Source organism: Paenibacillus sp. PDC88, assembly GCF_900106725.1.
GTDB classification, from domain to species: Bacteria; Bacillota; Bacilli; order Paenibacillales; family Paenibacillaceae; genus Paenibacillus; species Paenibacillus shunpengii.
Genome location: NZ_FNNT01000003.1, coordinates 357097 through 378591, shown reverse-complemented (window position 1 = coordinate 378591; position 21495 = coordinate 357097). Strand labels below are relative to the sequence as shown.

Annotated in this window: 21 protein-coding genes and 1 pseudogene; 18 read left to right on the top strand and 4 right to left on the bottom strand. The window is 47.4% G+C overall.

The genetic code is table 11. The features are described 5' to 3' along the window. The first annotated feature begins 10 nt into the window (after positions 1–10). The gene (locus tag BLW49_RS12265) at positions 11–1444 is read left to right on the top strand and encodes a pectate lyase family protein (RefSeq protein WP_090724864.1); all 1434 of its coding nucleotides are present in this window, start codon (positions 11–13) and stop codon (positions 1442–1444) included. Positions 1445–1571: 127 nt separating this feature from the next. Here the strand turns inward: BLW49_RS12265 and BLW49_RS12260 are convergent, their stop codons facing one another. Then, positions 1572–2276 carry a GAP family protein gene (locus tag BLW49_RS12260; protein ID WP_090724863.1) on the bottom strand — a complete coding sequence of 235 codons (705 nt, stop codon included), beginning with the start codon at positions 2274–2276 and terminating at the stop codon, positions 1572–1574. Between the two features lie 161 nt (positions 2277–2437). Between BLW49_RS12260 and BLW49_RS12255 the strand changes: the two genes are divergently transcribed. From BLW49_RS12255 to abc-f, 7 genes and pseudogenes are all read left to right on the top strand, one after another. Further along, positions 2438–2983 carry a TetR/AcrR family transcriptional regulator gene (locus BLW49_RS12255; protein ID WP_090724862.1) on the top strand — a complete coding sequence of 182 codons (546 nt, stop codon included), beginning with the start codon at positions 2438–2440 and terminating at the stop codon, positions 2981–2983. Positions 2984–3294: 311 nt separating this feature from the next. Then, positions 3295–3948 (top strand): glycerophosphodiester phosphodiesterase family protein, encoded by a 654-nt coding sequence (locus BLW49_RS12250; RefSeq protein WP_256209735.1) that lies wholly within the window; start codon positions 3295–3297, stop codon positions 3946–3948. A 436-nt stretch (positions 3949–4384) separates the two neighbouring features. After that, positions 4385–4588 carry a cold-shock protein gene (locus tag BLW49_RS12245; RefSeq protein ID WP_047912726.1) on the top strand — a complete coding sequence of 68 codons (204 nt, stop codon included), beginning with the start codon at positions 4385–4387 and terminating at the stop codon, positions 4586–4588. Positions 4589–4712: 124 nt separating this feature from the next. Then, entirely contained in the window at positions 4713–4928 is a 216-nt protein-coding gene (locus BLW49_RS12240; RefSeq protein ID WP_076314321.1) for a cold-shock protein, read from the top strand. A 149-nt stretch (positions 4929–5077) separates the two neighbouring features. After that, positions 5078–6076, top strand: a complete 999-nt coding sequence (locus BLW49_RS12235; protein ID WP_090724860.1) for a glycosyltransferase — start codon at positions 5078–5080, stop codon at positions 6074–6076. 111 nt (positions 6077–6187) lie between these two features. After that, entirely contained in the window at positions 6188–6328 is a 141-nt protein-coding gene (locus BLW49_RS28780) for a hypothetical protein (protein WP_177178727.1), read from the top strand. Between the two features lie 114 nt (positions 6329–6442). After that, positions 6443–8080 (top strand): annotated as a pseudogene (gene abc-f, locus BLW49_RS12230) (ribosomal protection-like ABC-F family protein); the annotation flags it as partial. A 147-nt stretch (positions 8081–8227) separates the two neighbouring features. Here the strand turns inward: abc-f and BLW49_RS12225 are convergent. Together BLW49_RS12225 and BLW49_RS12220 are read right to left on the bottom strand one after the other, a co-directional pair. Then, entirely contained in the window at positions 8228–9133 is a 906-nt protein-coding gene (locus BLW49_RS12225; RefSeq protein ID WP_143042114.1) for a DUF6612 family protein, read from the bottom strand. 128 nt (positions 9134–9261) lie between these two features. Then, entirely contained in the window at positions 9262–9711 is a 450-nt protein-coding gene (locus tag BLW49_RS12220; RefSeq protein WP_090724856.1) for a DinB family protein, read from the bottom strand. Between the two features lie 201 nt (positions 9712–9912). On the opposite strand from BLW49_RS12220, the gene BLW49_RS12215 reads away from it, so the two are divergent. The 3 genes from BLW49_RS12215 to BLW49_RS12200 all read left to right on the top strand — a co-directional run bounded on the left by BLW49_RS12215 (position 9913) and on the right by BLW49_RS12200 (position 13335). Further along, positions 9913–10860 carry a nucleoside hydrolase gene (locus tag BLW49_RS12215; protein WP_090724854.1) on the top strand — a complete coding sequence of 316 codons (948 nt, stop codon included), beginning with the start codon at positions 9913–9915 and terminating at the stop codon, positions 10858–10860. A gap of 259 nt (positions 10861–11119) precedes the next feature. Beyond that, positions 11120–11587 carry a signal peptidase II gene (gene lspA / locus BLW49_RS12210; RefSeq protein ID WP_090724852.1) on the top strand — a complete coding sequence of 156 codons (468 nt, stop codon included), beginning with the start codon at positions 11120–11122 and terminating at the stop codon, positions 11585–11587. Positions 11588–12417: 830 nt separating this feature from the next. Next, a complete protein-coding gene (locus BLW49_RS12200; protein ID WP_076314328.1) occupies positions 12418–13335 on the top strand; it encodes a prenyltransferase in 918 nt (305 codons plus the stop codon). A gap of 76 nt (positions 13336–13411) precedes the next feature. Here BLW49_RS12200 and BLW49_RS12195 read toward each other — a convergent pair whose 3' ends face one another. Then, a complete protein-coding gene (locus BLW49_RS12195) occupies positions 13412–13939 on the bottom strand; it encodes a nucleoside 2-deoxyribosyltransferase (RefSeq protein WP_090724849.1) in 528 nt (175 codons plus the stop codon). 130 nt (positions 13940–14069) lie between these two features. On the opposite strand from BLW49_RS12195, the gene BLW49_RS12190 reads away from it, so the two are divergent. From BLW49_RS12190 to BLW49_RS12160, 7 genes are all read left to right on the top strand, one after another. Next, the gene (locus tag BLW49_RS12190; protein ID WP_076314330.1) at positions 14070–15041 is read left to right on the top strand and encodes a quinone oxidoreductase family protein; all 972 of its coding nucleotides are present in this window, start codon (positions 14070–14072) and stop codon (positions 15039–15041) included. Between the two features lie 307 nt (positions 15042–15348). After that, complete coding sequence (locus BLW49_RS12185; RefSeq protein ID WP_371264557.1) at positions 15349–16557, top strand: ABC transporter substrate-binding protein; 1209 nt, start codon at positions 15349–15351, stop codon at positions 16555–16557. Between the two features lie 19 nt (positions 16558–16576). Next, positions 16577–17443, top strand: coding sequence for a carbohydrate ABC transporter permease (locus tag BLW49_RS12180; RefSeq protein WP_076314332.1), 867 nt, complete (start codon positions 16577–16579; stop codon positions 17441–17443). Next, entirely contained in the window at positions 17443–18273 is an 831-nt protein-coding gene (locus BLW49_RS12175) for a carbohydrate ABC transporter permease (RefSeq protein WP_076314333.1), read from the top strand. Before BLW49_RS12180 ends, BLW49_RS12175 begins: the two co-directional genes overlap by 1 nt. A 319-nt stretch (positions 18274–18592) precedes the next feature. Further along, complete coding sequence (locus BLW49_RS12170; protein WP_076314334.1) at positions 18593–19486, top strand: oxygen-dependent tRNA uridine(34) hydroxylase TrhO; 894 nt, start codon at positions 18593–18595, stop codon at positions 19484–19486. 42 nt (positions 19487–19528) lie between these two features. After that, positions 19529–20161: a helix-turn-helix transcriptional regulator gene (locus tag BLW49_RS12165; protein ID WP_090724846.1), complete on the top strand. Its 633-nt coding sequence runs from the start codon at positions 19529–19531 to the stop codon at positions 20159–20161. A 286-nt stretch (positions 20162–20447) separates the two neighbouring features. Further along, on the top strand, positions 20448–21494 hold the full coding sequence (locus tag BLW49_RS12160; RefSeq protein ID WP_076314336.1) for an ABC transporter substrate-binding protein: 1047 nt from the start codon (positions 20448–20450) through the stop codon (positions 21492–21494). The last annotated feature ends 1 nt before the right edge of the window (position 21495 follow it).

Sequence of the window (21495 nt, the reverse complement as noted above, 5' to 3'; positions counted from 1 at the left end):
GCAAGAAATAATGAAAAGAAAGCAGAAACCTTGGAGGACGCTGTTTGCAGCGGTCGTTAGTCTCGCGCTGGTCATAACGGTTGTTCCTCTACAACAGACGGCTGCAGCAGGAATTACAGATTATAACCTGACAGGCTTCTCGGCCGGGAATACGGGAGGGGGGATTGTCAGCGAGACCGACACAGCAAAATATCGAAAAGTTTATAATGCCACAGAACTGGCGGCCGCATTAAAGAAAGGATCAGGTGTCAAGGTAGTGGAGATTATGAACGACCTTGATCTAGGCTGGAACGAGCTTCCTGCTGCGGCTCAAACGTCGCCTTTTGCCGAGCATAATGATGCCTTGACTCACCCTGTGCTGAAACAGACAGGTGTCAGCAAGCTGACCATTGACGGATTTAATGGACTTACGATCTTCTCTGCAAACGGAGCTACAATCAAGCATGCAGCGATCAGCGTGAAGCGCAGCCAGAATGTGATCATTCGAAATCTAGAGTTCGATGAGCTATGGGAGTGGGATGAATCCTCTAAGGGGGATTATGACAAGAATGACTGGGATTACATTACCCTTGAGGAGACCAGCAAAGTGTGGATCGACCACTGTACGTTTCATAAAGCCTATGACGGGCTGGTTGATTCGAAAAAAGGAACAAATGGTGTCACGATCTCGTGGTCAGTATTCAAGGGTGATGACAGAAGCGCAAACAGCTGGGTTACACAGCAGATCAATGAACTGGAAGCAAACCGCTCCTCCTATCCAATGTACAATGATCTGCGCAGCATCGCGGTAGGTCTGAGCAAGGACGATATTATTGCCATCGCAGCCTCTCAGAAAAAAGGACATCTCGTCGGCTCGACTTCATTTGACTCCGGAAATCCAAGTCTATCGATAACATTGCATCATAATTACTACAAGGATATTCAAGATCGCTTGCCGCGCCTCCGGGGCGGAAACGCACATGCCTATAACATCGTTATGGACAGTGGAGATGCGAGGCTGGCCAAGCAGCGAATTACACCGGCGATGGCTGCTGCCATCTCATCCAAAGGATATAAGTTTGATGTAACGAGCAATGGAGCTATCTCAACCGAGGGAGGCGCTGTGCTCGTTGAGAAATCAAGCATCATCGGCATCCAGTATCCAATGCGCAACAACCAGACGGACCCATCCGATGCTTCGTACACAGGTAAAATTCGCGCCGTTGACACGATGTATTCACTTGATGGCTCCTCCTTCCGGGGCAGCAGTGATACAGCTGGCAGCCCGCTCGCACCTGTGCCTGCCCCAATTGTTCCGTTCAGCTGGAGCGGGATAACCTCGCTGCCTTACAGCTACACGATGGATGATCCTTCGACGCTCCAATCGAGACTCACGGGAGCGGCAGGAGCGGGAGCAGGCAAGCTGAGCTGGAGCAAGGACAATTGGCTGAAGACGGCTTATTAACTCTTGCACCAAGCTGGATGTTCCGTAAGCGTTTTGGCTTTAGCTGCACGCAACTGTTCCAGCTCAACTTCGTCCTTTTGTTTCATCCAGAAGTAATGGTTTGTCGTTACTCGTAGCGAAGAGACTCCTAGATATAGTGCAATAATCTTCTTAAACAGTCGGTCAACAACCAACTTGAGAAACCTATTAGTAAAAGCGGCATTGCAATGGCTATTGTCGCGTTCATCACACGTTTGAATTTCACTTCGAATAATTGGTATCGGCTATTGTCCAGTTTAACAAACACAATATAGACAAGGATCATAGGTAAAATATATAGAAAGCTGTATATCAGAAGAAACAAAGGCTCTATTGTCGTCTGGTTCTCCAGTGTTGCGAGCGTGGCAATAAATGCACCGTACGGTAACGCAGTAGGCAGGTCGACTAAGGTTGACCCAGCCGCAAGGAGAAGTAACGACACGGGATTTACAAAGCGTGCTGACCGCCCGACCCAATTTGGCAGCGGAACTTTTCGTTTCCACCTCATCCACGACCGCCATGCTAAGGTAATGCCGAAACCCAGCATAAGAACGGCTGCTGCCAATTCCAGCCAGCCAATGAAGGGTTCCACTTTAACCATAATGCTCATTATAAGAGGCGCAACAAATCGTTCCGCTCCCCAGAGAGACAGAAGGCCAAACAAGAAATAAATGAAAAAAGTAGCTCCGATATAATACCAGGCATGCTGTCGCCTCGTTACCAGCGGCATGAGAAGTATCATAGTGGCGATCGTAGACGGATTCAGACTATCCAGCAGCCCCCATCCAATCATCGACATGATAATTGTCACCATTGTTCCATCTCCAAGTCGTAAGTGAAGTTTTGATGATGAAAAAATAATACCGTCCAGACGGTCTTTTTGTCAAATTCAGCCCTCCTTTTCCTATTTTGACCTCTTTAGGGTTTCATGCTATAGTATGGGCACAATTATGGAGAGTCGGGGGCTTAAAGAGAATGGGGCGTTCCTTAGAAACACAGCAAAAGCTGATTCGCGCAGCACATGTTGTTATACGGGAGAAGGGGATAGGCGGGTTTACGTTAGAAGCGGTTGCCAAGCAGGCAGGCGTCAGCAAAGGTGGGCTGCTTCATCATTTCCCGTCCAAGGATGCCTTGATTGAAGGCATCCTTGAGGAGGAAATGAATCAGTTCGAGCGACAATTGCAACAGCGTTACGAGCATACAGAGAAGAAACGCGGTGATTTGCTTCGCGCCTATATTTCATTGTCGAGTGAGCCATTGGATGCGCAATTCGGCTATTTTGGCCTAATGGCAGCTGTTGGTATTAATCCGACTCTACTGGATCTGGTGAAACGTAAGCAGAACGAGTTAAACGAGCGCCTCGTGCAAGATGCCAACGGGAGTGCCGAAGCGGACCTCATCCTTATGACGCTCGATGGTTTGCTGTTTAACGATCTCTTTCAATTAAACACGCTAAATTCGCAGCGCAGAAGCAGAATGTTGCGTTTGTTGTATGCATTGGAGAACATGAAACTTACTTAATTTGCTGGGACATTAAAGTCTTTCTCAAGTGTACCAATCCCAATGGCTGCTTCGTTTGCAGAGAGTTTCAAGGCAGCTCTTACGATGTGCTAATCAGTCATACGCGATATTATTCTCGCGCATATATTCTCCTGCCTTCTGATCCACCTTATTTATTGAGATCACACAGCCTGGTGAGCATCGCAGTACAGAGCTCGCTGGGCTTTTTCTATTAAGTTATACATGCTCTTCATTTTCAGATAATCGTCTCTTAATAAATCTTCGTAAGATGTATTTAGAGGTTAGATGTTGATAAGGAGGCTGTATAGAAAATGATTGAGCAACTGGAATCCGCAGCAGGCATGGTCGTCGCAGGACATCGGGGGTATAAATCAGCTTACCCGGAGAATACACTGCTATCCTTCAAGCGTGCTATTGAAGTAGGTTGTCACATGGTGGAGTTTGACCTGCGTATGTCAAAGGACCGTGAAGTCGTCGTTATTCATGATGCAACAGTGGACCGCACGACGAATGGGAGCGGTGAAGTGAGGGAGCAGACCCTCGCGGAGCTGAAGAAACTGGATGCGGGAGGCTGGTTCGCTCCGGAGTTCGAAGGCCTTAAAATCCCTACATTTCAAGAGCTGTGCCAGCTGCTTGCCGGATATCCGGACATCTTGCTGAACGTGGAGATCAAATCCAGCCCGGATGCGAAGGATACCGCCGATGCTGCAATAGAGCTGCTTCATGCATATGAACTGTATGAGAGATGTGTCTTCACCTGCTTTGATGCTGAAATTATCGCTTACCTCTATGATCACTATGGGGCCAAGACTCAGGGGTTCAAGGCGGAGGTCATGCGTAATTTTGTGCATGGGGAGAACGGCACATACTCCAAAATGTGGGCTATCGGGATAGAGATGTCGCTTCTTCATCGGGAGGATGTACAAGCATTTCGGAATAGGGGTCTGCAGGTGTGGAGCTACTGACCGGACACAACTGACAGCGTCCTCTATGCGGTCGGCTGCGGAACACCGATCATGACCTGTAATGACCCGCTTCCTGCGCTGCGCATTAAACAGCAGCTCGAGGGTACGGTTTAAAAAAATGCCAATTGCTGTGGTATGATAAAGCCTGATCTGGGGAATGAATGAAGAGGCGGCGAAATGGCAGAGTCATGCCACAGCTTACTTTTTTAAGCGAGTGCACTACGTCAAGAAATCAACAAACGCAATCTAGTTTGGTAAATTAAGTAATTTTTTCTTAATTTCTATTGCGTTATTGATTTGAATATGGTAATGTATACGAAACGGTGTAATTCACATTTTGGAAAGAGCTTCATTTCGAAATGGCACTTTTTCCAATATGTGAATTTTTTTTATGAAAATAACCATATTAATATAAGAGTAAAGGAGAATGACCCTAATGCAAACAGGTACAGTTAAATGGTTTAACGCAGAGAAAGGCTTCGGTTTCATCGAAGTTGAAGGCGGAAGCGACGTTTTCGTACATTTCAGCGCAATCACTGGCGAAGGTTTCAAAACCCTCGACGAAGGACAACGCGTTGAATTCAACGTGGTAGAAGGAAACCGCGGACCACAAGCAGAGAACGTAGTAAAAGTATACTAAGCCGACCTGCTAAACTGCCTTTAACTGACAAGTTGAAGGCAGTTCTTGTTTTCACTCCAAAATAGCGAATGCGGGATAGACGGAAATGAGCCGTTTATTTGCGTAGATAGGAGGGGAAGTATTCATGTACAGACGTCAAGTAACAGAGGAAATCCCCGAGGAAAACACAAAAGTGTGGTCATGCACCAATGATGACTGCAAAGGCTGGATGCGGGACGACTTTACGTTCGAGAGCGAACCAAGCTGCAGTCTATGTTCCTCGCCAATGGAGCGGCAGATGAGAATGCTGCCTGTACTCTCCAACGCAACCAGTGATTTGAAAGCAATGAAAAAAGGTTAGTTTTTTTGTATGTATGTTGATGCAAAATGGAATACAAGAAATAGCATAGCTCTGTAAGTGTACCGCGATAAGGTAAGGTTACTCCTTCCCCTATGGCGGTTTTTTCATGCTATATTTATCGATAAGACAACGATAAGGGGAGAAGGCTATTGGATAAGGTTGGACTCGTAATGCGCAAAATTCAGTTTGCCGAAGCACAAGGACCTCGGGTTTTTGCAGACAGGCTGCAGAGCATCGGACGGGAGCTGGGTGTCGAGATCGTATTTATATCGCCGGAGCGGCATGTCAGCGGATATGACTGGGTGCAAGGCTATGAGCACGAGAAGGGGGATCTGGTTAATTATGATATCGTGCTGGATCAGCTCTATTCTCAAAATATAGAGCATGTGATTTACACGGTATCCGGCTTTACTTTTCTGAAGATGTTCCTCGATAAAAGCGTACTCTTTCCGCACAGCTTCCCCGATCCTGCGCTGACCGGCTATGAGATGATGAAGCCGTTCTATTCCATTGTGGACAAGGCGATTGTACAGACGGAGTTCTTGAAGAGAGAGATGAACTCAAATTACGGCGTTCAGGACATTACCGTTATCCCCATCGGGTTCGATGAAGAACTGGCGAAGAAGTATTATGATCCGTCTGCGGTCGTGGATAACCGGGTCATGTGGATTGGGCGGGATGAGGCAAACCGCAGGCCGGATCTCGTGCTGGAGTATGCAAGACAGAATTCGGACAAGGAAGTCTTCATGGTGTTCGGTGGACGCCGGTATGAGGAGAGCATGAAGAAGTATGATATTCCGGATAATATTCAGCTTCGCTTTGCTCTGACTCAAGATGAGGTGTTCGAGCTGATGAATTCCTCCAAGGTGTACTGGAGCTCTTCACGCTTTGATACATTTGCCATGCCGCTGACAGAAGCACTGGCCATGGGCAAAATGGTGGTGAAGCCAGAGCATCCCTGCTACGGACATATCAATTCTACCCATGCCTTCAGCGGGAATGACCGCAATTTCTTCGAGCTGGTGAACATGGCCTGCGCTTCTCCGCGCAGAACGTCTGAGGATAACCGGGACTATGCCTTCAGTGCATTCTCCAGAACGGTAATGAAGGAAGGCTATCGCAGGTTCTTTGAAGCATGGCTTAAGTAGCTGACAAAAGTAAAGAACAGCTATAAACATTTTTTCCGCACGAGCCGGGTAGGGTTATCATCCTTTTTGTGGTATAGTTAACAATAACTTTGATGAGAGGAGGTGAGGCAGGTGAATATTGAATGGGTAAACAACCGCTTGAGCCAGCTGCCAATGGTGCTGTCTGGCATCTTTTTCAGAGGTTTCGAAATACGGGAGAAGTCTGTCCAATTGTCCCATATCGTTACCCATTCGAGAAGATGCCTGCCATAACCTCCAGAACGGATTAGATTTGTTTCCGATTAAGGAGTCGCGGGGCTTGTTCCCGCGGCTCTTTTTATTTGCGGCTAAGGTCAGGGTCTTCTACACCATAGGAGGATCCTTAAGATGATCATAATGAACGGTCAAAATATACAAAAATACCACGGCGCCAATCTGGTGCTGAATGACGTAACCATCGAAGTGCATGAAGGCGAGAAGGTAGGACTGATCGGTGCTAACGGGAGCGGCAAATCAACACTGCTCTCTCTTATTGCAAGATTGGAGAAGCCCGATAAAGGTCTGCTTACGGTGAAAAAGGAAGCCCGGGTCGGGTATTTGCCGCAGATACCCGCTGCTTTTGAGAAGCTGACAGTATATGAGGTGCTGTCGCATGGCTTCAGTAGGCTTGCTGACTGCCGTCAGAAGATGTCCCGGATGGAGCAGCAAATGGGTGATCCGGCTGTAGCAGCTGATCCGGATGCACTTGAACGGCTGCTGCATAAATATGCTGTGCTCCAAGAGGAGTATGAGCGGGGCGGAGGCTACGAGATCGATGCCAGCATTGATCAAGTGGCGACAGGACTTGGCATTAAGAAATTAATGTATTCGAGGCCCTTCGATACACTATCCGGCGGGGAGAAGACTCGAATCGTGCTCGCATCCCAGCTGATTATGAAGCCTGAGCTGCTGCTGCTCGATGAACCGACCAATCACCTGGATTTGGAAGGAATGGAGTGGCTCGAGCAATTTTTACGGCAATACTCAGGGGCGTGCATCATTGTATCTCACGATCGCTTTTTCCTTGATCGGGTGGTGACCAAAATCGTTGAGCTGGAGGACGGTGAAGCAAGCACTTTCTTGAGCAGCTATACCGGCTATGTCCGTATGAAGGAGGAGCGTGTACTTCAGCAGTTTGCCGAATATCAGGAGCAGCAGAAGCAGGTCAAGAAGATGAAGGAAACGATTCGTCAGCTCGAGGAATGGGGGCGGATCGGCGGGAATGAGAAGTTCTTCAAGCGTGCTGCTTCCATACGCAAGGCTCTGGATCGAATGGAACAGGTGAAGCGGCCGGTCCTGAATCCGAAGCATGCTTCCTTTGATCTGGGGACGAGAGACCGCTCCGGACAGGTCGTGTTACTATTCGAAGCGCTGTGTAAACAATTCGCGGATAAACAGATACTTCAGAATGTGGAGGGAATGATTGAGTTTCGGGATAAAATCGCCCTTCTCGGCACTAATGGTTCTGGCAAATCGACCTTTTTCAAGCTGCTGCTTGGTGATGAACAGGCAGATGAGGGATACATTGAATGGGGAAGCGGTGTCACCATCGGCTATCTTGCTCAGCAGGAAGAGATGAAGGAGCCCAAGAAGACGGTGCTTGAATTTTTCCGGGAAGAGGTAGGTATGGAGGAAGGCGCTGCAAGAGGGATACTGGCGAAATATATGTTTTATGGACCGGATGTGTTCCGGGAGATCGGGAAGCTGTCAGGTGGTGAGTGGTCGAGACTCAGACTTGCCGTGCTCGTAAATAACAAGCCGAATGTTCTGCTGCTCGATGAGCCGACGAATCATCTGGACATTGCTTCTAGGGAGGCGCTTGAGGAAGCACTTGAGGACTACCAAGGGACCGTACTCGCGATCTCTCATGATCGTTATTTCATTAACCGACTGGCGGGCAAGGTATGGGAGCTGCACGAAGGGGCTCTTGATGTATACCTGGGCAACTATGACTACTATGCGGAGAAGAGAAAAGAAAAAGAAGATGGTGTGTCATCAATCATCTAAGTTATAGTACAAAGAACACCTCCAAGACAGACTTCCGGCAAAAGCTTCAAAAGCAGAATTTGCCGGATTGTTCTTGTCTTGAAGGTGCTTGTTCTCTGTGTATTTTAGAAATTTTGCTTGCTGATATTATTGTGGTGCTGGAGCATCGAGAACTTCTTGTGGAATATCAATTTTGTCCAGTTCATTATACTTGGAGAAGGAGCCGTCCATCGCCATAAGAATGGTTACATTCTGTCCTTCCATTTCCATGCTCATCTCCATGTTGTAGGTCATATCTGCAGGGTAGTAAGTTTCTTTGTTTACACTATAGGACAGATCAATGCTCTTAATATCCATCTGCTCCATCATGGCTGCCATTTGCGGATCAGTCGCACCTTGCTGTGCAATCATTTCCTGAGCAAGGCCCTTAACGCCATCACCGGACAGATTCGCTTTCAACCAATATACATCGCCCTCTTCCGTTACTTCGATCTCGTTCGCGATGCTGTTCAGCTGATCATACTGTTCGGCAGCACTGCCTTGGGACTTAAATTGCTCGACCAAAGGTCCAATGGACTCCTGAGGGAGCTTCATCCATGAACCCTCTACATGTGAGTAGATCGCGTCCTCCGTTATGTATTGCTTGATCTCCTGAGCACCGCTTTCTGCAGGCAAAGAGGTAGATATTTCTTGATAAACAGCAATGGGTGAGAGAACCATGTCCTGCTTCATGTTCATTTCTACATCTTGAGTTTGCTCTTGACCGTCAACTGCCATCGTAATATTTTGCGTGATATTTGTGTCCATGGAGTAGCTCTCTATGCTGCTGCTGGATTCAGACACCTGCTTCAGAAGCTCCTCCGCTGTTGGAATCTCTGCTGACGTTTCTTCTGCTGGTGCTTCTGTCGATTCCTCGATGTTATCTGCACCTGTTGTCGCTTCTGTGTTTGCCTCATCCGTAGGTGTGACCTCCTGGCTCTCATTCTCTGCGCCGCAGGCCGCCAGCATAAGGACGAGAATCATTCCGATCATTGAACATTTCCACTTTTTCAAAATATGAGACCTCCTAAAATTTTATCTCCATATTTACCCATATGTAAGGCGCGTTAATCAGCCCAAAATAGCAATATCCGAGTCGAAGGGGACCCGGATATTGAATAAATCATAGTAAACAATTTAAATTACATAAAGAAAGGCAGCTCTTTCACACCAGCAATTCGCGCATACGTGAGTAATTGGCCCTTATGATGAATTTCGTGATCCAGCGCTTTACTTAAGAACACATGAGCAGGTGCAGTTTGGCCGAAGAACGTAATTTCTGCCTGCAGCTGCTCGTTTGTTATGGAAGCAAGAGTCTCCTTCGTCGCTTCCGTGTACGCATGCACAAGACGTTGTACGTCTTCGAGTGTTGTCCATTCATCTTTGGTTTGCGGAGGGGTGAATTCCCCTTTGCTGACCATGTTCGCGAACATTTGTGTAGAGCTGGCGATGTGAAGGACAAGCGTTCCGTAGCTCATTCCGCCTTCCCATGGGGTGAAGTGAACAAGATTATCCTGATCTAGTGTGACCAGCTTATGTAGAACCTCGCGATGGGTCAGCCAATGCTGTGTGTAGCTATCCATATTTAACATATAAAATCCTCCTATTAGTTCTTCTCCGTAAAAGATGTTAACGATTTATGCATGAAATTGCAAACGTATCTGAATGAAGTTATTTGTGTATGGGAGATGCTATGAAGCATAAGTCATTTTTTCGCTTGCAGGTCGTGACGCTATAATGGTTCAATAAGGAATGATGACAACATGAACAAGACAGGTGAGGGGGAACTACATATGAAGAAAGTAATTATTGATACGGATACCGCCGGTGATGACACGATTGCCATTTTGACGGCTCTCCATTATTTTGACGTGCAGGGAATTACGATTACGGGCGGTAATGTGGAATTTAACCAAGAGGTCGAGAATGCACTTTACACGGTTCAGGTTGCGGGCAAAGGCGGACAAGTACCTGTGTACAAAGGGTATGAACGGCCAATGCTTACCCTTGGTTCAGGGCAGCACCGTTATGTCGATGATGTTCATGGGGATGACGGAATGGGAGGTGCTCATTTTCCATTAGCAGATCAGCGCCCCGAGTCAGGACATGCGGTAGATTATATCATTGAAACAGTGCATGCGAATCCGGGACAGATTCATCTTCTAGCGATCGCGCCGCTGACCAATATTGCGATGGCTATCCAAAAGGATCCGAGTATTGCACCCCTAATCCCTCATATTTATATTATGGGTGGAGCCAACAATTCGCTGGGTAACATCACACCGGCGGCTGAGTACAACTTCTATACAGACCCTGAGGCAGCTCAGATCGTGCTGCATTCGGGTATTCCTATGACCATGGTAGGCTGGGAGATGTGTACTCGCTATTCCATCATGGATAATCAGGATCATGAGGAGATTGCGGCACTCGGCACTTCTGGGGCGCAATTCTTTATCGATATCAACAAGGTCGTTATGCAGTTCAACAAGTCGGTGCACAGGCTGCCTGGAACAACGCATCCGGATACGCTGCTCATGGCCGCTGCTGCTGATGAATCCATTATGACAAGAAAGGGTCAATATTTTGTAGATGTTGAAGTGGGCGGTCAGTACACTAGAGGGTACAGCGTCGTCGATATTAATGGACGGCTGGGGCAGACACCGAATGTACGTGTATGTGAAGAGATCGATCGTGAAGCCTTCAAGCGTATGCTGCTTGATGTGCTCTCATCCATTAAATAGAAACATGAGGTGATCAAGGGGCTTCTCTAACTTATAGATGAAGCCCCTTTTTTGCTGGTTAGAAAGATTGGATGTACAGGATTTGGATTTGCACAGACCGGCTGTGTTACAGTGAAGTAGATAGGAATAGAAGCAGTCAGCTAACACGCAAATACATAACGATTAGGAGTAAGAGGCGCGGATTGCAGTATAAACGTAGTTTGAAGTTTTTATTTCAGGTTATAGATATGGAGCAGCAGATGAGGAGAAGGAGGAAATAATGCTATTTTATATTACGGCGATCGTTATATTGATTATAGACCAGGCTAGCAAGCTATGGGTCCGAGAGCATATGGACATTGGCGAAGTCATTCCTATGGGAAATATTGTCCATCAATTAGAGCATTACGAAAACTCGGGAATGGCATTTAGTCTGTTCCAGGGGTATGCACGATTATTTGGCGTGGTTGCGCTTGTTTTTATTGCTTTTATTCTGTACTACAGGCATAAGGGAGAGATTCAAGGCCGGCTGATGAATGTGGGGGCAGGCTTTCTGGTTGGAGGTGCGGCGGGGAATATGGTAGATCGATTCTTCCGAGGCACAGTAACCGATTTCCTTAAATTTTCGGAAGAAGGCGGGATACTGAATTTCGCAGATGTAGCCTTGAATGTTGGTGTATTGCTGTTTATCGCAGGCGCAATACTTAGCTGGATGAGATCCCGGAGGGTGCAGCGCTCACATTTTTGACCCTGTGCCCACACAAGACTTCTGCGAGCATCCCCCATAGGCCTTGCCCCGCAGAGAGGTTTTTGGATGTAGAACGACTTTTGCCGCAGGCAACCGGAGAGATACAGCCAAAACACCGCTCGCCCACACAAGCCTTCCCCGAGCAGCTCAAGCCAAGCCTTGCCCCGCAGAGAGGTTTTTGGATGTAGAACGACTTTTGCCGCAGGCAACCGGAGAGATACAGCCAAAACACCGATCGCCCACACAAGCCTTCCCCGAGCAGCTCAAGCCAAGCCTTGCCCCGCAGAGAGGTTTTTGGATGTAGAACGACTTTTGCCGCAGGCAACCGGAGAGATACAGCCAAAACACCGATCGCCCACACAAGCCTTCCCCGAGCAGCTCAAGCCAAGCCTTGCCTCTCCAGAGAGGTTTTTGGATGTAGAACGACTTTTGCCGGAGGCAACCGGAGAGATACAGCCAAAACACCGCTCGCCCACGCAAGCCTTCCCCCGAGCAGCTCAAGCCAAGCCTTGCCTCTCCAGAGAGGTTTTTGGATGTAGAACGACTTTTGCCATAGGCAACCGGAGAGATACAGCCAAAACACCGAACCGGCACAAGACTTCCCCGAGTAGCCCAAGCCAAGCCTTGCCTCTCCAGAGAGGTTTTTGGATGTAGAACGACTTTTGCCGGAGGCAACCGGAGAGATACAGCCAAAACACCGAACCCCAAATACCGAACCCAAAAATTTTCCGATTACAACTCCGCTGATTTGGTGTATAATCAAACATTGTGTGAACGTTGTCACAAAGTGTTGAGATTATTGTCATATTAGGAGGCTTAAAAAATACATCATGAGTAACTGGACTTTTTTTAAACGAATGACTCGATTATTTTCAGTGACCGTCATGATTGTTCCTGTTGTTCTTGGCACGATTACAGCCTATGCGTTTGATAAGGAGTTCAACTTTCTGTTGTTCTTGCTGACCTTGGTCGGGGCTGTATCCGCTCATATATTTTCGAACATGGTCAACGATCTGTGGGATTACCGTAACGGTACGGACACAGAGGCGGCTGAAACAGAAGGAGCAATATCAACGAATTCTGGATTCCTGACGATGGGAACCATGTCGGAGAAGAAGTTTGCTGCAATTACGTGGGGATTTCTTATTCTGGCTGCCGTGTGCGGGCTGATTCTGACCATCGTCAGCGGCTGGCCGATTCTGGTACTTGCCCTGATTGGTGCGCTTATCGCATACTTCTATGTTGCACCTCCGATTAAATTCGGCTATCGCGGCAAAGGCTACAGTGAGATTGGTATCTTCATTTCATTCGGAGTACTGCCTGTGCTTGGGGCGTATTATGTACAGACAGGTGAATTTGCAGTTGCACCGCTGCTGCTGTCGTTGCCTGTCGGCATGCTGACCACGATGCTGCTGTTTAACCATCATTTTCTGCATTGGCGTGCGGACCGTGAGATTGGCAAGAAAACGCTGGTCGTGATGTGGGGAGAAGAGCGTGCGCTGCGTCTGTCCAAAATAATGACGGTTCTCGCCTATGTGCTCTTGATTGTAAGTGTCGTGTTTGGGGCACTGCCTGTGTATGGGCTTCTGGCCGTTGTCTCTGTCATACCTATGTACAAAGTATATAAATCTCTCGGCAAAGTAAACCCGTCGGAGGCCTATCTTCCGCTTATGGGAGCTTCACAGCAATCCTCGGTGCTCTGCGGTTTGATCATGTGTATTGGACTATTGATTCAAGGAATGGCATGAAATCATTAATAATAATATTTGCTACTAAAAAAGAACGTTCATGGCGAACGTTCTTTTTTTGACTTCATCAGCGAGACTACTCAGCATCCATACCCAGATCTGTACGTAGTCTCTTTAGCGCATCCTCTAATGTCCCCTCTACGATAGTAACAGGAATGCCGAGCATGAGATTGGTGGGCAGATCGAAGTTCTCAATCGTCATCCCGTCTTCATACAGTCCTGTCACTGGATCTGTCGCAGTTGCCAGCTTCTCCCCCATCGTGCGTGCATCAAGAACATGGGCATACAGCTTCTTGCCAAGTCCATATCCAAGCCCGCATTCAAATACGGTGCCGGAATCCGGCTCCTGCCCGCGGAAGGGATTCAGATTGGCGATGATGATATCGCATTTCTCGATCAGTCTCACATTGCCTTCGAATATAGCGACCGCCGTCTCATGCCGTGTAGGCTGGGGTTTAATATCCTTGTCTAGTGGAAAAATACCTTCAAATCCATATTCAGCGCACAGCGCCTTCATGTGTTGTCCCAGCTCGGAAGCATCGGTACGGAACACCTCATAGCCAGCCATATAGACATGGAGAGGTTTTGTTTCTACGGAGTTCATGTTGTCGCTGCACCTTCACTTTCTTCAATATGAGTAGGAGATCATATAAAATATATTATATTATCATGTGTCAACAGGGCATGAGTATATATTCAAAAAATATATAATCCTTAAGGGAGGATGAATATAAATGAAAGCTTCAGTATTTAGGGAATTTGGTGGTCCTGAGGTGCTGCACATTGAAGATGTGCAGACGCCTGAACTTAAGCCGGGCTGTGTGCTTGTTCGAATGAAGGCCGTCGGTCTAAATTATGCAGATGTGTATCGCAGAAAAGGAAATTATCATCTGGAGGGGGAGCCGCCCTACATATTAGGCTACGAAGGAGCCGGTATTGTGGTGGAGACTGCAGACGATGTTACAGGCTTGCCGCCAGGCAGCCGTGTGGGCTTTGCTGATGTTCCACATGCAAATAGTGAGCTGGTATTGGTTCCTCAGGAGAAAGCCATTAAGCTGCCTTCCGAGATTACGTATGACCAGGCAGCAACCGTGCTGCTACAGGGTATGACGGCCCATTACTTGTTAAATGACAGTTATCCTGTACAGGCTGGGGATGAAATTCTGGTGCACGCAGCTGCAGGTGGAGTAGGTCAGCTGCTTGTCCAGCTTGCCAAAGCAAAAGGGGCAAGAGTATTAGGGGTTACTTCTAGCTCGTCAAAGCGTGACATTGCTCTGCAAGCGGGAGCTGATGAAGTTCTGCTGTACAATGAAGGCAATTGGGTAGATCAAGCAAGGCAATGGTCGTACAAGCAGGAAGGTGTCAGAGCGGCCTATGACTCGGTTGGAAGTACGTTAATGGACACTTTCCGAGCAGTTCAAATCAAAGGCCATATCGTGTTCTACGGCATGGCCGGAGGTAATCCTGTTCCAGTCGATCCAAGGATGCTGATGGATACGTCCAAAACATTAACCGGGGGAGACTTATGGAATCATGTGACAGATCATGCCGACCGTGTGCGGCGGGCGAACGACCTATTTACAGCCATTACAAGCGGAGACATTAAACTAGCTGAACCCATGAAATTTTCGCTTGATCGTGCAGCAGAAGCACATCAATGGATTGAAAGTCGGCAAAGCACAGGAAAAATTCTGCTCATTCCCTAAACGAGTCTGTTTCAAAAAATTAAAGGTTCTAAAAATTCAACTATACAAAATTCATTATGCAGGTGTTTAAACCAGGATACGGGTGTTTAATAAATATCACTCGTTTTTTTCTGGTTAATCGAAACCGGTTTCGGTTGGCAAGACTGCAATGGAACTAAATACATATACCTTAAAGTTAGACATTTATAACCATTGGTCATTAAAAACGAGTGTGCTATGCTTTACACCGAGTGGAAATGTAAGCACTTTTATCAGAACAAGATAGAGGGGGTACACCATGAGATTTCAATGGCTTAAGAGTTGTAAAATGCTCCTCATTGCCGGTGGAGCGGCATTAATGCTTACCGCATGCGGCAGCAGCGAAGGGGCCTCCGGCAAGGTCCAGATTGAATTCTTTCAAAACAAGCCCGAGGCGAAAGAATCCTTCGACAAACTTGTAGAGAAATTCAATCAGGAGCAGTCTGAAATTGAAGTGACACAGGTCAATCCACCGGATGCAGAAACGGTGCTTAAGACCCGGCTTGTAAAGAATGATGTTCCGGATATTATGGCGCTGGGAGCAACGGATACATTCTCCTTGCTGTCTCAGAGCGGTATTTTCATGGATCAGACCGATCAAGAAATGATCGATCTGATCAATCCGAGCTATATTCAGATGGTGAAAGACGTAAGCGGTCTTGAAGAGCTCACAGGGATTCCATTTGCAACAAATGCAAACGGTATCATGTATAACAAGACGCTGTTCCGCGAGATGGGGCTTGAGGTTCCGAAGACTTGGGATGACCTGATTGCGACAGCGGAGACAATTAAAGATGCAGGTAAAATACCTTTTTACCTAACCTATAAAGACGACTGGCAGACCAACCTTGCATTTAATGCACTCGCCCCGAACTTGGAAGGGATCGACTTCTATTTGAAGCGCAGAGATGGCGAAGTGACGTTCCAGGAGCGTTACCGCGAAATAGCGGAGAAGCAGCTGAAGATTCTTGATTACGGGCATAGTGATAACTTCGGTAAGACCTATGCGGACGGTAACCGTGCCTTCGCGAACGGGGATGCCTTCATGTATATCCAAGGCACGTGGGCAATTCCAGAGATACGAAAGGCCAACCCGGATATTGAGATCGGATTCTTCCCTTTCCCGACCGGAAATGACCCTGAAGAGATCAAGCTGGTTAACGGGATAGACACGCTGCTTACGGTCTCTGAAGATACAGAGCATCAGGCTGAGGCCATTGAATTTATCAAATTTTTGCTGCGTGAAGATAACATGAAGCAGTATATTGATGAGCAGAATTTGTTTGCGGCAGTAGAAGGAGTAACGCAGGATGATTCGAGCGTAGCTGAGATCCTTCCTTATATCGAGAGAGGCCAGGTCACCGACTTTGCTGACCACTACATTCCGTCTGCTGTTCAGCTGAATTCAATCGTACAGGAATTTTTGCAGGTCGGAGACATTGATGCTTATCTTAAGAAGCTCGACGAAGAGTGGGATAAGGTAGCAAATCGAAGATAGGATACGAGGAGGAACAAACATGAAGAATCGGCTTACTCCGTTCTACTGGATGACTTTGCCGGCCGTAGCACTGTTCTTTGTGTTTATGACCCTGCCTGCACTACAAGGGTTGTATTACTCATTTACGAACTGGAACGGCTTCGGTGATCAATATGATATGGTTGGATTTAAAAATTACATTAATCTGTTTGCAGATGAGAACGTCTGGAATGCATACGGATTCACCATTAAATATGCCATTGTGGCGACCATCTTCATTAACATCATCAGCTTGCTGATTGCGCTGGGGCTGAATGCGAAGATCAAATACCGGAATTTCTTCCGGGCGATTTACTTCCTTCCGAACATTTTGAGCATTCTGATCGTCGGATATATTTTCAACTACCTGTTCTCGAATGTATTCCCGATCTGGGGAGAGAATCTAGGATTGACCGCCCTATCAACCAATATTCTGGGCAGCCAGGATCTCGCATGGGTTGGGGTTGTATCAGTTGCGATCTGGCAAGGGATTGCATTCAACACCATCCTGTATCTTGCCGGGCTGCAGACCATTCCAACGGATCTGTATGAGGCGTCCAATCTGGACGGAGCGAGCAAATGGCGCGAATTCTGGAGTATTACCTTCCCGCTTATCGCACCATTCTTCACGATCAACATGGTGCTTGCCATGAAGAACTCGCTTATGGTCTTCGATCTCATCGTAGCCATGACGAACGGTGGACCAGGACGGGCCACACAATCCATTGCGCACTTGATCTATACCGGCGGTTTCGAAGGCGGCGAATTTGCTTATCAATCGGCGAATGCCATCATTTACTTCATTCTGATCGCCATTATCTCGATTATTCAGCTTAGATTTCTGCAGAGAAGGGAGAGTGACATGTAATGAGAAAATCACGCTCACGCACCAATTGGCCGATTACGCTGCTCGTCGCGCTCGGTACGATTGTAATCCTGTTCCCTCTCTACATGACGCTGACGATTGCGATCAAAAATCCGGAGCAGATGCGTCAATCCGTCTTCTCCTTTCCCGCAGATATTCAGTGGGATAACTTCTCTCGTGCCATCGAGATGACAGGCTTCTTCAACGCGCTGGGTAACAGTGCGATTGTTACGATATCGACGGTGGTCCTGACATTGCTGACCAACTCGCTTGTCGCTTATGCGATCGCGCGGAACATGAACCACAAATTTTTTAAAGGGCTGTACTTCTATTTTGTCAGTGCGATGTTCATTCCATTCCAGATTATTATGCTGCCTGTCGTTAAGCTTACTTCAGGGCTCGGCATGACCAACCTGCTGGGACTTATCCTGCTGCACACAGTATATGGTCTGGCCTTTAACGTATTTATCTACGTGGCTTATATTCGTTCAATTCCAATCGCTCTGGAAGAAGCGGCCAAGGTCGATGGAGCAACAACATGGGGTACATTCTGGCGGATTATCTTCCCGCTGCTGGCACCGATGAGTGCAACGGTCGGAATTCTGACCTGTCTGTCCACCTACAACGACTTCCTGCTGCCGCTCATTATGATCAGCGATCAGGATCAGTATACACTGCCGCTTGTGCAGTACATCTTCCAAGGACAGTTTAATACCGACTTCAACCTGGCCTTTGCTTCGTATCTGATGGCCATGCTGCCGATGATCCTCATTTATATTTTCGCACAAAAATGGATCATCAATGGTGTAACTCAAGGGTCGGTCAAAGCTTAATTCATCATAATACACCAGCGGAATCGCATGATTCCCTGGTGTTTTTTATAGGTCATGCTTTTTGAAGCGTCCTTATGTGTCTGCAGAAAATAACGGATGCTTTTCCAGCAAGCCACAGCCCCCTTTTTATACATAAATATTGACTAAGCTTCGTTGTTTTTATAGACTTAATGTATACATTGCCCGAGAACTGACGGTAGCGGCGGAAGGGAATCCCTTTTTTGCGGCTGCTTCTTGTCGTTTATGAGGTAATAAACAAATTCAAGTTGTCTAATTCATAGCTTGGAACTATAAATAAAGACAGGTGGAAATGAAGAAAATGAGTAATTCTAATTATCGTGTATTGTTGTACTACAAATTTGTCCAGATTGAGGATCCTGAGGCTTTTACACAGGAACATTTAAAATACTGCAAAGACCTTGGTCTCAAAGGACGGATACTGATTGCCAAAGAAGGAATTAACGGCACCGTATCCGGTACCTACGAGCAGACCGAGCAATATATGAACGACATGAAGGCCAATCCGCTGTTCAGCGATATTTGGTTTAAGATTGACGAAGTCGAAGGGCATGCATTCAAGAAAATGTTCGTTCGTCATAAGGAAGAGCTCGTTACCTTCCGTTATGATGAAGAGCTTGATCCGAATGTAATTGGCGGCAAACGCCTCAGCCCGAAAGAGTTCTATGAGCATCTTCAACGCGATGACGTTGTTGTCATTGACGGCCGGAATGATTATGAGTATGAGATTGGCCACTTCCGCGGTGCAATTCGTCCGGACGTCAAATCCTTCCGTGAGTTTCCCGAATGGATTCGCGAGAATTTAGGCGATATCAAAGACAAGAAAGTCATCACTTACTGCACAGGCGGCATCCGCTGTGAGAAGCTGACCGGATTCCTGATCAAAGAAGGCTTCGAGGATGTAGCCCAGCTTGAGGGCGGTATTGTGACTTATGGTAAAGACCCGGAAGTACAAGGCCGGTTGTTTGACGGAAAATGTTATGTATTCGATGAAAGAATTTCCGTGCCAATCAATCAGACGGAAGAGGATATTGTCATTGCTTCCTGCTACCACTGTGGAACAACGCATGACCAATATGTGAACTGCCCGACATGCAATCTCCAGTACGTATCTTGTGAGGCATGTGAGGAAGAGCATCAGCATTTCTGCTCTGATGCTTGCCGGGAAGAGGCGCACGCGAAGGCTATATCTTAAATCAGATCCGCATCTTCACTGACAAGAAAGCAGGTGGTTGTAATGAGCGCGCCCAAAGAGAAGTCCACACGTCAGCGAATCCTTCACATGCTGAAGGTTCAAGGTCCCTTAAGTGCTCGTGAAATTACAGCTGAACTGGGCATTACGGAAATGGCGGTCCGCAGGCACCTGGCAACACTGGAGAAGGATGGACATATTGCGACCAGCGAAATCCGGCAGACAGCCGGTCGCCCTTCTGCAGTATTTGGTCTTACTGACAGTGGAGAGGGGCTGTTTCCGAAGACGTACCCGAAGGTAACGCTCGATCTGCTAGGCGAGCTTGCCGAGGAGTCGGGTGAAGAGATGATCGACCTGTTATTCGAGCGGAGAAGGAACAAGCTGCACCAGCGGTATGCCACGGAGATGAAGGGCAAGGACCTGGCTGGCCGAGTTCGATCTCTTGCCCGCATCCAGAATGACAACGGATATATGACCGAGCTGATGGAAGTGGAAGAGGGCTTCGTGCTGAAAGAATACAATTGCCCCATCTCCGAAGTGGCAGATGCCTATGGACAGGCCTGCCGCTGTGAGTTGGAGCTGTTTCAGTCCCTGCTTGAGGTTTCGGTATCGCGCACGGAGTGTCTTGCTAAGGGCGGCCGATGCTGCACTTACAAGATTTCGTCTTGTGAAACTTAAATAAAGAATAAGAGCCAAATATGGAGGCGTCCAGCAGAAATTTCTGCTGGACGTTTCTTTTTTTTAACATACAATAAAAGTATTAATTGACGAATAGTGCAGGCGCCCTTAATATTAGGGAAAAGTTGTATCGACCACGCGTCAATAATTTCCAAAACAGGAACCGAACACGCCATATTGCTTTAGTGCAGTTAAATATAAAAGCACTAATGCTATTATGTGACGCAGTATGTAAGAGGTATTTAATGGAAAATGGGGACATGTAGAAAAGAGAGGGGAAACAAAGATGAGCAAAAAATGGTGGATGTCATTAATGGTAACGGCTTCAATCGCCCTGGTTGCAGGGTGCGGCAGCGATCCATCCGGCACAGAGAGCGGAACTTCAGGTACAGCGGGAGGAGATGAAGGGGCTGCAGAGAAGACCTATTCTATTTCTATTTCTCAGTATGTTGAGCATCCTTCACTGGATGCAACACAGGAAGGGTTTATTGCAGCGCTCAAGGATGCAGGACTTGTAGAGGATGAGAATCTAAAGATTGATTATAACAACGCACAGGCCGATGCAGCGAATAACAACTCCATCGCCCAGAAGATTGCAACGGACAGCAGTGACCTCGTTCTTGCGATTGCTACACCTTCCGCACAGGCTGTCGTAAGCCAAGTGAAGGACAAGCCGGTATTGTTCGCAGCAGTGACGGATCCGCTGGATGCTAAACTGGTCACCGATCTTAAGAAACCGGGCGGTAATGTCTCTGGCGCATCCGATACGAATCCAGAGGCCATTGTGAAGCTGGCAGAATTCATTGCGACACAAATGCCGGATATTAAATCGGTGGGACTTGTTCTGAATGAAGGTGAGCCAAACGCAGTTGTCATGGCAGCTAGCGCGGAAAAAGCATTTGCCGCGCATGACATCGAGCTGGTGAAAGCAGCGGCAACAAATACGTCGGAGGTTCAACAAGCTGCTGCTTCACTCGTTGATAAGGTAGATGCACTATATATCACACTGGATAATATTGTCGTGAGTGCCGTGGATACTATTATCAAGACGGCTAATGACAATGACCTTCCTTTCTTCTCTAGTGATCGGGATACGGTAGAGAAAGGTGCCTTTGCTACCGTCGGCTTCAAGTATTACGATCATGGCTACCAAGTAGGCGAGATGGCAGCTGACATCCTGCAGAACGGAACGAATCCAGGAGATCTTGAGGTGACTGTACCGGACAAGCTGGATCTTATCCTGAATCTGAAGGCAGCTGGAGAGCAAGGCATAGAAGTTACAGATGAGATGAAGGCTGCTGTAGAGGATCAAGAGAACAACATCATCGAGTAAC